Annotated in this window: 11 protein-coding genes; 4 read left to right on the top strand and 7 right to left on the bottom strand. The window is 62.1% G+C overall.

From position 1 onward, the window contains the following. Nucleotide 1: 1 nt before the first annotated feature. The 4 genes from cysD to ACXYMS_RS05660 form a co-directional block, all read right to left on the bottom strand. Nucleotides 2-910, bottom strand: a complete 909-nt coding sequence (gene cysD, locus ACXYMS_RS05675; protein ID WP_458904417.1) for a sulfate adenylyltransferase subunit CysD — start codon at nucleotides 908-910, stop codon at nucleotides 2-4. Between the two features lie 15 nt (nucleotides 911-925). Then, nucleotides 926-1,726 (bottom strand): 3'(2'),5'-bisphosphate nucleotidase CysQ, encoded by an 801-nt coding sequence (gene cysQ, locus ACXYMS_RS05670; protein ID WP_458904415.1) that lies wholly within the window; start codon nucleotides 1,724-1,726, stop codon nucleotides 926-928. A 224-nt stretch (nucleotides 1,727-1,950) separates the two neighbouring features. Then, nucleotides 1,951-3,726 (bottom strand): SLC13 family permease, encoded by a 1,776-nt coding sequence (locus ACXYMS_RS05665; RefSeq protein WP_458904413.1) that lies wholly within the window; start codon nucleotides 3,724-3,726, stop codon nucleotides 1,951-1,953. A gap of 242 nt (nucleotides 3,727-3,968) precedes the next feature. After that, complete coding sequence (locus tag ACXYMS_RS05660; RefSeq protein ID WP_458904411.1) at nucleotides 3,969-4,931, bottom strand: endonuclease/exonuclease/phosphatase family protein; 963 nt, start codon at nucleotides 4,929-4,931, stop codon at nucleotides 3,969-3,971. 369 nt (nucleotides 4,932-5,300) lie between these two features. Here ACXYMS_RS05660 and ACXYMS_RS05655 point away from each other — a divergent pair, with 369 nt between their 5' ends. After that, on the top strand, nucleotides 5,301-5,672 hold the full coding sequence (locus ACXYMS_RS05655; RefSeq protein WP_458904410.1) for a hypothetical protein: 372 nt from the start codon (nucleotides 5,301-5,303) through the stop codon (nucleotides 5,670-5,672). Between the two features lie 2 nt (nucleotides 5,673-5,674). Further along, nucleotides 5,675-6,619, top strand: a complete 945-nt coding sequence (locus ACXYMS_RS05650; protein WP_458904408.1) for a tyrosine-type recombinase/integrase — start codon at nucleotides 5,675-5,677, stop codon at nucleotides 6,617-6,619. A gap of 901 nt (nucleotides 6,620-7,520) precedes the next feature. Here ACXYMS_RS05650 and ACXYMS_RS05645 read toward each other — a convergent pair. Both ACXYMS_RS05645 and ACXYMS_RS05640 read right to left on the bottom strand, forming a co-directional pair. Next, entirely contained in the window at nucleotides 7,521-8,366 is an 846-nt protein-coding gene (locus ACXYMS_RS05645; RefSeq protein ID WP_458904407.1) for a hypothetical protein, read from the bottom strand. Continuing rightward, the gene (locus ACXYMS_RS05640; protein ID WP_458904405.1) at nucleotides 8,363-8,857 is read right to left on the bottom strand and encodes a hypothetical protein; all 495 of its coding nucleotides are present in this window, start codon (nucleotides 8,855-8,857) and stop codon (nucleotides 8,363-8,365) included. Before ACXYMS_RS05640 ends, ACXYMS_RS05645 begins: the two co-directional genes overlap by 4 nt. Nucleotides 8,858-8,973: 116 nt before the next feature. Here ACXYMS_RS05640 and ACXYMS_RS05635 point away from each other — a divergent pair, with 116 nt between their 5' ends. Beyond that, nucleotides 8,974-9,921, top strand: a complete 948-nt coding sequence (locus tag ACXYMS_RS05635) for a hypothetical protein (RefSeq protein ID WP_458904403.1) — start codon at nucleotides 8,974-8,976, stop codon at nucleotides 9,919-9,921. A 265-nt stretch (nucleotides 9,922-10,186) separates the two neighbouring features. Next, on the top strand, nucleotides 10,187-11,386 hold the full coding sequence (locus ACXYMS_RS05630) for a hypothetical protein (RefSeq protein ID WP_458904402.1): 1,200 nt from the start codon (nucleotides 10,187-10,189) through the stop codon (nucleotides 11,384-11,386). A 492-nt stretch (nucleotides 11,387-11,878) separates the two neighbouring features. Here the strand turns inward: ACXYMS_RS05630 and ACXYMS_RS05625 are convergent, their stop codons facing one another. Beyond that, the gene (locus ACXYMS_RS05625) at nucleotides 11,879-12,622 is read right to left on the bottom strand and encodes a hypothetical protein (protein WP_458904400.1); all 744 of its coding nucleotides are present in this window, start codon (nucleotides 12,620-12,622) and stop codon (nucleotides 11,879-11,881) included. Between the last annotated feature and the right edge of the window lie 133 nt (nucleotides 12,623-12,755).

The following is a 12,755-nucleotide window of genomic DNA, read 5'->3' as shown; positions in this document are numbered from 1 at the left end:
ATCAGAAATACCCTTCCTGCTTCTTCTTTTCCATCGATCCCACCGAATCGCTGTCGATCAGCCTGCCCTCGCGTTCCGAGGTGCGGCTGGCCTGCATTTCCATGATGATCGAGGGCAGATCGGCCGCGTCCGAGCGGATCGCGCCGGTCAGCGGATAGCAGCCAAGGGTGCGGAACCGCACCATTTCCTCGCGCGGCACTTCGCCCGGATTGAGCGGCATGCGCTCGTCATCCACCATCACCAGCGTGCCCGAGCGCTCGACCACAGGCCGCCGCTTGGCGAAATAGAGCGGTACGATGGGGATCTCCTGGTCATAGATATAGGTCCACACATCCAGCTCGGTCCAGTTCGAGATCGGGAACACCCGCATACTCTCGCCCGGATTGAGCCGCGTGTTGAACGTCCGCCACAGCTCGGGGCGCTGGTTCTTGGGGTCCCAGGCGTGGCTGGCATTGCGGTGCGAAAACACTCGCTCCTTGGCGCGGCTCTTCTCCTCGTCGCGTCGCGCCCCGCCGATCGCCGCATCATACTTGCCGGCATTGAGCGCCTGGCGCAGCGCCGCGGTCTTCATGATGTCGGTATAGCGCGAGGAGCCATGATCGAACGGGTTGATCCCGTCGCGCACGCCGTCCTGATTGGTGTGGCGGATGAGATCGAACCCATATTCTTCCGCCGTGCGGTCGCGGAAGGCGATCATCTCGTGGAACTTGAAGGTCGTGTCCACGTGCAGCAGCGGAAACGGGATCTTGCTGGGATAGAAGGCCTTGCGCGCCAGGTGTAGCAGGACGCTTGAATCCTTGCCGATCGAATACATCATCACCGGCCGCTCGAAACTGGCCGCCACCTCCCGAAGGATCTCGATGCTCTCGGCTTCGAGGGCATCGAGATGGGTGCGCTTGACCGTATTCATCCTAAACTCCAAACATCAGACGGCATCCGCCATCTGGGCGTACCGAACATCGCCATAGGCGATAAAGAAGGGATTGGCGAAGTCAGCATCATCAGCCTGCTGCCGCTTGCCATAGGAAAGCAGGCGTCCCTCGAGGCACTCGACACGCCCGCCGGCCGCCCGCAACACAGCGTCGCCCGCCGCCGTGTCCCATTCCATGGTGCGCCCGAGACGGGGATAGACATCCGCCTCCCCAGCCGCCACCAGGCAGAATTTGAGCGACGAGCCGGCCGACACATAACTGCTGATGGGCAGGCGCGACAGGCGCTCATCCCCTTCCCCGCTGCCATGCGACCGGCTGCCCACGGCGCAGAGCCCCTGCCGTGCCGCGCGCACCTTGATCTGGCGCGCCTCGACGATCTGGCCGTCAACGACCTCGGCCGCGAAACTGCCCTTGCCGTTCTCGCCCCACCAAATCCGCCCTAGGGCCGGCGCATAGACCACGCCCAGCACAGGGTGACCTTGCTCCACCAAGGCAATGTTGACTGTGAACTCGCCGTTGCGCGACACGAATTCCTTGCTGCCATCGAGCGGATCCACCAGGAAAAACCGCTCCGCCATCTCCGGCGCTGCGCCCGAAGACACCGCTTCCTCCGCCACAACCGGCACACCCGGATCGAGTTGAGACAGGCCTTCGAGGATGATCGCTTCGGCTGCGATATCGGCCAGGGTCACCGGTGACTGGTCCGCCTTCACCTCGACAGCGAAGTCCGTGCCATAGACCCGCATCACTTCCGCACCGGCTTCCAGCGCAATCCCGCAAATTCTTTCAATCACAACCCAAGCCGCCTTCTGCTATCGATTTCGCCAATCCGTACTGCAACTGCCATTCCGGTCGCCAGTGGATATTGAATAAATGGTTATCGTCCAACCGGACTAGAGCAGAGGACCTCTCGCGCCTTTACGCCAGCACGTTGAGTACATGGCTCCCATAACGTAAACGCATGCCGAAGGCCGCGTCGTATGCCGGGCCCGATTTCGAGAAACACCGGTCCGATATACTACAGCGGGAAAAATATCGGGATGACGACAATGGCCACGCTGGCAAAAATAACGTTGAGCGGCAGCCCCACGACCAGAAAGTCCCTGAACTTGTATCCACCCGCACCATAGACAAATGTGTTGGTCTGGTAGCCGATCGGAGTAGCGAAACTGGCAGACGCCGCGAACATCACCGCGATCAAGAACGGGCGGGGATCATATCCGAGGTGGGTTGCCAAAGCGATCGCAAGCGGCGCCACCAGCACCGCGACCGCGTTATTGGAAACCATCTCGGTCAGCACACTGGTGAGGATGTAGACCGCCGCGAGCATGGCCAAGGGTCCGGCATGAGCAAAATTAGCAGCAACAAGGTCGACGACGACTTGCAATGTACCGGTGGTTTCCAGCGCCCGCGAGAACCCCAGCATCCCGAAGATTAGAAACAGGATACGCCAGTCTATAGCGTCGAACGCGTCCTGGGCATCGATGCATTTGGTGACCATAACGACAACCGCGCCGATGACCGAAAGCCCTGCTATCGGCAATATATCGAAGGCCGCGAGCAATACCACTCCGAGAATGGTGAGGACAGCGATCGGTGCACGGTCGCGGCGGATCGCCCGCTCAGAGGGCGCGCTCAGATTGACCACTCCTCCGTCGTCCATGAGGCGCCGGATGCCCTCTGGTGGGCCTTCAAGCAATAAAGTATCGGCAAACTGCAGGTGCAGGGCCTGAACATTTTGCGAGATGTTCTGCTCCTGTCGGTGCACGGCAATCAGGTAGACGCCATATTTGCGCCGCAGCTTGAGCTCCAGGACCGGGCGGCCGACCAGATGCGAATTCGGACCGACGCTAGCCTCCATTAGCACCGTCTGCTCTGCCGTCACCGGCTCAAGGCCGCTGTCTTCCACTTCGCGGAACTCGATCTGGCCGTTTTCCTTCAAACCCAGGATTTCGCCGGTGTCGGTCTTGACCACAACCCTGTCGCCGGGTTGGAGGATCAGTTCCTCCAGCCTGCGCCGCATCGATGTCTCACCCCGCACGACATCAAGGATCCGCGTTGTCGAATCGTGGAAGGGCAAGTCCTTGAGCATCTTGCCGACATATTTTGACCCGTGCGGGATCAGGAACCGGGCCATGAAGCGCCGCTTGCCCTCCTTGGAGAGCATGCTGGCCATCGAGGCCCGATCAGGAAGCAGGAACCGCCCAGCAAACATCATATAGACGAGCCCCACGACGACAAACACCGCGCCGACAGCAGTCATTTCGAACATGCCGATTGGCGCCATACCCGCCTTCTCGGCCACACCACTGACGAGTACGTTGGTGGATGTGCCCACAAGAGTCAGGGTGCCGCCGAAGATGGCCGCATAGGACAGGGGGATAAGGAGACGCGAGGGTTGGACGCCGACCGAACTTGCCACAGAGATCATGATCGGGGTGAGAAGGACCACCACAGGTGTGTTGTTGATGAAGGCAGAGGCTGCTGCAGCGCCGACCATCATCACGAGAAGCGCACGCAAAAGCGACCCGCGGGCGATAGTCTTGATCGCCATGCCCACGACATCGAGCACTCCGGTTCGCTCGAGCGAGGCCGAGATGATGAACATCATGGCGATGGTTATAGCCGCCGGGGAGCTGAAGACCGCCAGGAACTCATCGGTCGACAGAATACCCGTCGCCAACAAGATGGCCGAGGCGCCAAGGGCCGTGACTTCGGGGGGGTAGATTTCTTTAACAAAGCTCAGAAAGACCAGGCCGAGGAGGACAAGCACGAAGATCTGGTCCAGCGCCATATTTTCCGACCCCAAATAGAAACGCCGTCAGAAAGCCGGCTCAACAATGCTTGCAGGTGACAAGCGGTTTTCGGCCCCATCGGTATCGCGGTAAGACAAGAAGTTCAACATGTCAGTGTGTTAAAGTGCGAAAAGTAAGGTTGGCGATCGTAAAGGCCGCCGCCTGACCTCGGGCATTGCGGCGCCCTCCCCCGGACATGCATCACCACCTCCGCCACAATCGGCGGGTGTCCGGCCCGCTACTACTGGCCCGCCGGCGTCAGTGCGATGCCAGCGGCAAGCCCGCGGTGATTGGAGCCGAAATGGTCGGGCAAGGCCGTGAGCGACGATAGCGCGACATCACCAGAGACCAGTATATGGTCGATCGGAGCCCCGAAATCGCCCAATTCCGCCGGCCAGGTCCCTGGCTCGATAACGGCCCGCGTGAGCCCGGTGGTGCGGAGCAGTTCGGTGAAGGGGCCGAACCATGCCGTGGCGTTGAAATCGCCGGCCACCAGGGTTGGACCCGACAATTCATCGACCAGCCGTCGCAAGGCGACAAACTCGCTCGTCTGGTGCTCGCCGAAATAGGGCCGCAGAAAATGGGTAGCCACCACATTGAGTGACTTGCCATCGATCTCGATACGGGCGGTGATGGTCTGATGCCCCGACGCACCCGTGAGGCGCTTGATCGATGGCTCCTCCAGTGCGAGACGCGACAGCAAGAGGACATCACCGCACGATCCGGAATTCGCACCAGGATCCCCGCAGCCCAGTTGAAAGGGAAAACGGCTCTTGAGTTCCTCCAGAAAAGGTATGATGGGCCCGGACTCATTCAGGAGCACCAGGTCGGCATCCGATTGCTCGAGAAAGGCGGCAATGGCCGGACCGTTCTCGACATTGGTGCCCAGCATGTTGAAGGCGATGACCTTGAGCTGTGGTTCGGCCGCCGCCATCGCCCGGGAAGATGGCGCGATATCGCGGTAGACTAGGGCCAGAGCAAAAACCGCGCATCCAAGAAGGACCGTGCCGCGCATCCCTGCCCTGCCCGCCATCAGCAATAGCGCAACCAGCACAAGAAGTGCAGACAAATGCACCCGCAGGTTGTTCAGGATCATGATGATGGGGTCGTGCCAATCCAGGTGACCGAGAGCGATCAGGCTTGCCAGGAGCAGGCCCACGAAAAATAGGGCGCCGCGCGTTTCTATTCTGATCGCGCGCCACATCGCTAGCCCCCTGTTCTGTGCGTCCGACTTGATATCTGGCCTTTTAATCAAAGGCCAAATTTAACCCAGACTACGCAAGATATTTGCGATGTTCTCTTTTTGTGCCATCATGCATGCATCGAGGCTGATCATGGCCTCGTGTCGGGCTGGGTGTGCCGCTTGCAATAAGCGGCCGCCCCGGTGGTGGAACACCGAGACGGCCTGACCAGAGCAACCCCTGCGTGTACAGGAGTATACCATGGCTACTCACAGCCCTAGCGCGCTCGCGCGCATTCTTGAAGGCGTTTTCGCCTCCATCCGCCGAAATTCCCATCCCACGAGCAATCTGCATTCGCTGTTGTCCTTCTCTATGGGCAGGAGGGTGGCAAAATGAAGATGCTCGTCATTGCCGCAGATGGCGACGGGGCATTCCGGTGCGCCCTGGTGAGGAACCCCGACCTTTACCGCCGGCAAATCGCTCGGGAGACCGGCGCAGCATTCATCGTCTGGGCCGGGCTTTCCATACTCGCCTGTGACGCAGAACATATGCTGGCACAACTGGCATGCAAGGTCCTTCCCTGCTTCACCGCGCGTCCGCAGCTCCAGCATGATCCCGTCTTCGTGGCGGCCCTAGGTTGGGCGCTTTGGGGCCGTCCGTTGGTGATTGCAGTTTGGCGGAATGCCATTCGGCGCCTGCAGAAGTCGATCCAGCGTCTGTCACCGTCGCGGTATCTGCGCCAGTTCCGTCAGGCAGGAGACTGAAGATGCCCCTTGGCAATTCATCGGCCACCGGCGGGCAAGCGCTAGGCGCCCCGACCTGTTCCCATGATTGGCAACTCGCCCTTCAGGAACTCGAAGGCGCCTACGCCGCCACGACAATCAGCGGGTATACAAGTGACTTCGCATTGTTCGTGGACTGGTGTCACGAAAAGCGGTACTGCCCCCTGCCCTGCTCAGACCGAACACTTGCATGCTATCTTGACGAGATGATCCTCACTCTCAAAGCCACGACCTTGGTAAGGCGGCTGGCGGCGGTGGTGCGGGTGCATCGGGTGCTCAACCTGGAAAACCCCGCTGAGAGCGAGCGCGTTCGCCTCGCGCGGCGCCGTGTCCAACGATACCGTCCAAGTCGTCCCCGTCAAGCGCATGGGATCGACAGGGACTTGCGCGCGCAAATGCTCGCGGCCTGCACCGACAGTCTCGCGGGAAAACGAGACAAGGTCCTCGTGGCCCTTGGCTTCGAGGGATTATGCAGGCGATCCGAGATCGCCGTTCTCGACCACACCGATCTCGTGACCGATAGGCGCGGAAATCCAGCTATCCTCATCCGTCGCGGCAAGGGCGATCAGCTCGGCGAAGGGCGGGTTATCACGCTCTCTTCCGAGACGGCGGCAATCGTCGATGACTGGATCGGCGCCGCCGAGATCACCAATGGATCACTGGTTCGGCCGGTGTATCGCGGACGAACGATAGACCGCTCGATGGCCGGATTTTCGATTTCCCGGCTGCTCAAGTCAATTGCCGCACGGGCGGGGCTTCCTCCCGGAACTGTCGCCGAAATCAGCGGTCACTCTTTGCGGGTAGGCGCCGCACAGACCCTGCTTCAGGACGGACACGATGTCCTGCGGCTGATGCGGGCTGGTGGTTGGAAGTCGGCAGCGACGGTTTCGCGATATGTCGAGCGGGCCGAGGTGGATGTCTGGACCTGAGTGATCCGGCGATCGGGTTAACCTGTCCACGATGATTGAAACAACGAATGCGCTCACAGGCCTGCCGCGGACCACATAACTTGTTTGGGGGCGTACAAAGACGTCCGCCGCCCCATGGGCGACGAAAATGGACTGGTCCTGACCAACCCTGAGAGGAATTTGTAGGTCTGAGGGTTAGCGTAATGGTGGCGGACGGCGCGATTGCTACATGTTACGCTTTCACGAACGCAGAGAGACCGCCAAGGCCGAGCGATGTCTTGGTGGTCTCTCCGGGTCCGAAATGCGCATTTGGTCGAACAGCGTCCGCTGAGGCGCGGCCCTGTGGGCACCGATCGACTACGAGGACTGACGCTTGCGGGGTCCTGGTTGTCGGCCCTTCCTCGTGAGAGGTCGTCCGTCACCATGGGGCCAAGCACGACACAGATTTGTGCTCGCCCAACTGACCAAGGCACCGTCTCTTCCGAAAATGCCGTTCCAGCATTTTCTCCGCGCTGCGAACCCTGCTCGGAGCTTGGCGCAGACGATGGCGGTCAAGGGCAAGGCCACCACGACGTCACGGAGAGATACGGCGGCCGGCGAAACCGCATGGATGTCGGTGCGGACAGGGCGCGCGAGCTCCTCGGCAACACCATTAATGGCCCTGCGGGACCGCCCCGCGATCACGCGGGCCAGTCTCGGATAATCGCCTGCAAGACCGGCGGCCCCGCACTCATGCAGACGCGCTGCCAGGACATGGTCCTGGGTCATTCTCAGCCGCTGCCGAATCGCCTTGAACACCGCAAGCTGCGTGTCGGGGTGCAGGTAGTTATAATGACGGAAGAGAAAGCCGATGACCTCGGCATCCCCCTCGATGAGCCGATCAAGGGCACCACGGACCAACAGCGCGGATTGCGTTCGGTAGCTATCCATCTTGGCGCCTAGGCAGCGGAACGATATCGAGCTTGGCCAGCTCATCGACCATGATCGCCACCATTTCCGCGACAGCCGCGACCACTAGGCCCGCCTGACCCTGGGTGCAGCCAAGGCTGTCGCGCACGGCGCGGCGGACAGCGAGGGAGGTCGGATCGGTCAGGTCCGATAGGGGCATGGGCAGACGATCGAGGTGGCCGCAGATTGCCGAAGGGATGTAGGGAAGGCGAATCACGCCGTGCTTGGCCCGTTCAATGCACTTGAAGAAGTCGTGGCCGCGGGGGCGCGAAGCGATATCGGCATCCTGGGCGATGACCACGGGGACAATGAGCTGTCCTGGCATGGCGGTTTCCCCCGCCTCCATTGCGTAGAGTGCACCTGCTGCCACGTCATCGGTGGGCCGGAGCGGCACGAAAACGACGCCAGACCGGTCATGCTCCGCCAATATCTGGGCGTAGAGATCACGCAACAGCACCGTCGGCAGGCTATCTCCGGCGGCGGCCGAGCTGTCATAGAGGACGGCGCTGCGGGGGCGCGGCAACAACTGCTCCAAGAGATTGATCAGTATCTCGTGCCGATCCAGGTCAAGGGAAATGCTGCCCTCGATCATATCGTGCGTCGTCGCCAGTTCGATACGGACGGATTTGAGATAGCGCTCTAGACGGGAATGCTCGTCATTGCGCAAGGCCGCGATGTCATAACCGAAGCTCAACAGCGTGCTGCAGAGGAGATCGGTCAGCGTGGACTTGCCCGACTTCTTGGGCTGCAACATCAGGATGAACCCGACCGGTGGCAAGGACGACGGCGGGGTGAACGGGGGCAGGATCAGCTTGGTCATGTCGAGGACTTCTTCAGTTTCTTGAGCTTGTCGAAATAGGTCTCAGTGGTCTCGCGTGCGCCGTGCGGCACAACCACGGGCAAGGCCCCGGTGCCATTCGGCATGTCCGGCGCACGCTGCGGACCGGCCCGGATCGCAGGCATGCGATCGCGAAGGATTTCACTGGACCCGTACTTTCCCAGCGGGAGCGGCATCATCTGTTCCCTGACCCGGCTCTCCTTGCTGTCCTTGTGCTCCTCCCGGACGATCCGGGCATAGGCGGATCGCACCGGCCCGAGGGATTGACCCGCCCAAGCTGCATCCACTTCATCTTCATGCGGAATGGGCTCTTCAATGCCTCTGGAGCGCACACGCTCGATGCGGGCGGCGATCCAGCTCCACGAAGATCGCGTGCCACGGAGTGCCTCGATCGTGGGGCGAGCAAGCCGCATCAGCTGCGTGCGGCTCATCCCAGTCCCCCCTTTGAGGATGGCGTCATACAGTGCTTGCATCAGTCTCTCATGCGCGGTCATGCCGGTCCGTCGAATCTACAGTACATGTGTACTTTTTATCGTCTGGTGTATGGCCACCCTTGTCAAGCGCATGATTCGCGCGCCATGGATCGGGCATGGAAGAGAAGAAGTGGGTACGCACCGCGATAGAGGCCCGACGCCGGCTGGGCACCGGTGGCGATGACCTTTCAAGGCTTGGTGATCGCGGCCCGCGATTCTGGACGCGGCCTTCCGGCAAAGGCCGGCTGGCCAAGATCCACGCGATTGCCCGTGATCTGGGGATTTCAGGCCCGACCCTGCGAAACTACCTGATTGCCCTCGCGGATCTGGAAGCCATCCGCGACGATAAAATGGCCCGGCTTCTGAGCCAGCACTCTGCCGTCGCGGTGACCGCTTTCTGCCGGTGGGTAAGGCGAGAGTCTTGGAGCGCGGAGGAATTTCTTCGAGCCAACCCGCGCGCGCCCCTTGCCCAACTGCTCGCGGCGGAACGGGCCCAGCGCATGCATGGCAAACAACGGGACGGTGCGCGACCCAGGCCCGAGCTGAACGATGCGCTGATTTCCCGGCTTTCTCCCGGGCCGCGGTTCCTGACCGCCCTGGGTAGACATTCCGAGGTCAGGCTGGGCCCCGACACCGTCCTCGTGGAGATTGTTCCGGCCCCATACAAGTTCGCCGGGCTTGACCGGCTCATCACGCCCAGCGGCGGCCCCGATCCCGAAAAAATGGCGCCCATGAACGTTCCCGGCGCGATCACCTTGCCCCGCTTGGCCGTTCTCGATGACTACGCGAAAAGAAGCCGGGAGATATGGTGGCGCGCCAGCAGTGCCTCGGCATTGTGCCCCTTGGTGCTGGTGGTCTTCCCCGGGCCCGCGGCAAGGCGACGCTTCCTGGGGGCATTGCCGTCACCTCAGGGCCCGGGCAAGGACATCTTTGCCGGTCTGCCCCAGGCACCGAAATCAGGAACCGGCTCGGCCTCCCGGCCGCTCTTTTTCCGGACCGGTGCGGGACACGGCCTCATTGTAATTACCAGCACGCTCACCCTGGAGCGTGACATCTCTTCATAGAACAGGCGCGGGAAACCTCCCGTGCCGATGCACCCCAAGTCCATCCAGCGCAACTTGTCCGGCGGAATGCGGCGCAATGCGGCGCAATGCAGCGTAAGGCAACGATAAGCAGCGTTCCGCAACGGAATGCAGCGCCGTGCAGCGCTATGGAGCAACTTGCAGCGTCCATACCCCAGATTTTCGGAGCATACCCGGGAGAATTTCCGTGGAGTAATGCATGAAATGGCGCTACAAAGCGTGGAGTAATGCATCGGAGGTGAGACATATGCCCCGCACCCTTCCGCCCCCATCCGGTCCTGCCGCACCTGAGACGATCAAGGAGCATCTCCGCATTGGCAGGCGATGGATCAATAGGGCCAAGACGGCTCATCCGGATCTGCGGACCGAAGATGCGCTCGCCCTTTCGCTCGAGGGCGGGGACCTCGACCCCTCTACAATTGGCCGCTATCGCGCCGATCTCAGATATGCGCTTATCGAGCACATGACGGAGGCCGGGAGGCTCCCGGACTTTCAGTCCGCCTGGACGAAGGTCGACACCGCCCTCACCAAACGCAAGAACTTCATTCCCGAAGAGAACCGAAGGACCTCGGCCCTCAAGGTTGAAGACCCGACCGAGGAGGAGGTTCGCTCCCTGTTCCGCGAACTCAAGCGACACGCCCTCAAACACGGAAATCCCAACGCCATCTTGGCCGCCTTGTTTACCCTCGTGGCCGGGCATTGCGGTTTCCGGCCGATCGAGCTGCGCGGCGCGCAGCTTGTGGGGACACGGCTCACCATGCCCAACGCCAAGAAACGCCCCGGCCACGAAAAGCTCAGGACCATGGACCTGGCCGGTTTGCATAAGGATGTCCTGGTCGGCCTTGGCCTCATGCTCGACCTGATCGACGACGGCCTGAGCAAGGCCGAATTCGCCAGTTGGGAGAAAGTGCTTGCCGGCCAGATCCGTCGCGCCTGCATCAGGATCGGCATCAGGAAGTTGTCGCTCTATTCGTTCCGGCACGTCGCCATCGCCAGCTGGTCAGCAGCCGGCCTCCCGCCCGAGGAAATCGCCCGGCTCTGCGGTCACCTTTCCATCCGCACCGCGCACACCCATTACGCCCGTGCCGCCAAGGGCCATAAGCGCAAGGCCGTGGCGCGGGCTATGCCCGCGGCGGCCCATGAGCCGACATTGCCCTTGCCCCTCGATGTCGCGCCTGCCGGGGATCGGTCCATGAGTGAGGGCCCGGCGCCAAAAAGTGTGGCCGGAGAAGCCGATCCCGGCTTTTTTGAGGAAATGCCCGTGCCGGTCCCTAGGCAGGACCGGTCGCGGGTCACGGTGCCGGGCGCCGAGGCCCTGCGCCACTTCGAACGCGTGGTAGACCCTCGCGATCCCGAATTGATCGCGGACAATATCGCCAGAGCGCGCGCGGCCCGCGAAGCGGGGGGCGCGCCCGAGGGACCTGACGAGGCCGAACCGACGGGCTGACATAAGCGCCATTTCGCCGATGCACTCAAGTCGCCATGTCGACCGGCCATGGACCACGACCGGGTCCTTGGCGGTTCCGGTCTGAGTCGGGTGCGGACGTCGCTCTCGAGGCGCCTCGCCCTGGGGCCGTTCCCGCCATCGGCTACCATGCCGGGTAGGCGCGCGCGAAAGGGCACAGATAGGTTTGGCGTGGCCGAGCACACCGGAGCCGGGAGAGCCCAACATCCCCCTGTCAGCTGATCTGACCAGTCCTGCGAGGGGCCCGATCGGCCCCTTCCCTCAGCTCACCTCTGCAAACGCCCGTCCTGCACTTGGCACCCCTTCAAGGGTCATGTGCGGAAACACCACTTGTCGCACGTGGTGCGCGCGGATTGGTAGGAGTGGACGAGACCTAGGCCATTGGACCGCAGACCTGACACGCGTCCTACCTATCCGGCTCGCCCGGGCGTGGCGGGCGGCACGGGACAATCTCGCGCGCGCCCGAACCCGGTCCTATGCCCTGCCAGTCCCGGCCGGAGCATTGACGCCGGGCAGGACCAGGTTGCGCAAGCTCCTGTCCGCGACATCGGAGCGGAGGGCTTCGAGGGGGACCTGGAAAACCGTGACCGTGCCGTCCATATCCTCGAAAACCCGCAGGTTTTCATGTCCACTGGCTAGCACCAGGGCAAGGGCGAGCATGCGCATCAGCGTGTCTTTCGTTGGCGTCTTGCCCTGGCGCGCCTCGTGGACCCGCTGGACCAGAGCGTTGGCCGCGTCCCCTACGCTCGTCTGGGGGAAGCCCGGACTTTCAAGGACGTCATGGAGGACGATCTCATGCACATGACGGCCGCCTTCGAGCTGGACCACCACAAAGGCCGAGGCCCGGGCAGCAACCGGCGGCGCCAGATCGAAGCGACGCAGCACGTGCACGGATGGCAGATCACCGCCACCGAAGATTTCCGATGGTCCGAGCGCGAGCACCCTGCCCACGGCTTCCTGAAGGGCCCTCAGCTTGCCGGGAGCGAGGGCCTCGATCTTCGCCAGTAGCCGGGTGTTGTCCACTTCGAGACCGGCTCTCGCCTTGACGAGCGACAATGTCGAGTTCGGGTTTTCCAGCTGGGGGCGCAGGCTGTCAGCGATATGGCGCTCGCTGGTATCGGTGCCAAGCACGCCGGCGACGATGACCTGCACTTCTGCCAGGGAGAACTCGCGCTTGATATTGTAGTGCGGCGCGGCGGGCAAGGTTTTGTCGTTCATGTTGAACCCTTGTGACCCGATGAGAAACACGACAGGGAAAGGTGGGGTCAGGCGTCCTTATCCCTGGCGCCGCCCCCACATGAGACGGCCCGCACCGGCGCGTCGCGCCGGAAGTGAGAGATAAGGACGGAAA

It is taken from the genome of Devosia sp. CAU 1758 (assembly GCF_054482695.1).
The sequence above is the reverse complement of the archived record's forward strand: the minus strand, read 5'-3'. Positions and strand labels throughout refer to the sequence as shown.

What these genes read in the sequence shown, in the direction of transcription:
- cysD (WP_458904417.1), bottom strand. Translation starts at nt 910, where the DNA reads ATGAATACGGTCAAGCGCACCCATCTCGATGCCCTCGAAGCCGAGAGC.
- ACXYMS_RS05665 (WP_458904413.1), bottom strand. Translation starts at nt 3,726, where the DNA reads ATGGCGCTGGACCAGATCTTCGTGCTTGTCCTCCTCGGCCTGGTCTTT.
- ACXYMS_RS05660 (WP_458904411.1), bottom strand. Translation starts at nt 4,931, where the DNA reads ATGTGGCGCGCGATCAGAATAGAAACGCGCGGCGCCCTATTTTTCGTG.
- ACXYMS_RS05655 (WP_458904410.1), top strand. Translation starts at nt 5,301, where the DNA reads ATGAAGATGCTCGTCATTGCCGCAGATGGCGACGGGGCATTCCGGTGC.
- ACXYMS_RS05650 (WP_458904408.1), top strand. Translation starts at nt 5,675, where the DNA reads ATGCCCCTTGGCAATTCATCGGCCACCGGCGGGCAAGCGCTAGGCGCC.
- ACXYMS_RS05645 (WP_458904407.1), bottom strand. Translation starts at nt 8,366, where the DNA reads ATGACCAAGCTGATCCTGCCCCCGTTCACCCCGCCGTCGTCCTTGCCA.
- ACXYMS_RS05640 (WP_458904405.1), bottom strand. Translation starts at nt 8,857, where the DNA reads ATGCAAGCACTGTATGACGCCATCCTCAAAGGGGGGACTGGGATGAGC.
- ACXYMS_RS05635 (WP_458904403.1), top strand. Translation starts at nt 8,974, where the DNA reads ATGGAAGAGAAGAAGTGGGTACGCACCGCGATAGAGGCCCGACGCCGG.
- ACXYMS_RS05630 (WP_458904402.1), top strand. Translation starts at nt 10,187, where the DNA reads ATGCCCCGCACCCTTCCGCCCCCATCCGGTCCTGCCGCACCTGAGACG.
- ACXYMS_RS05625 (WP_458904400.1), bottom strand. Translation starts at nt 12,622, where the DNA reads ATGAACGACAAAACCTTGCCCGCCGCGCCGCACTACAATATCAAGCGC.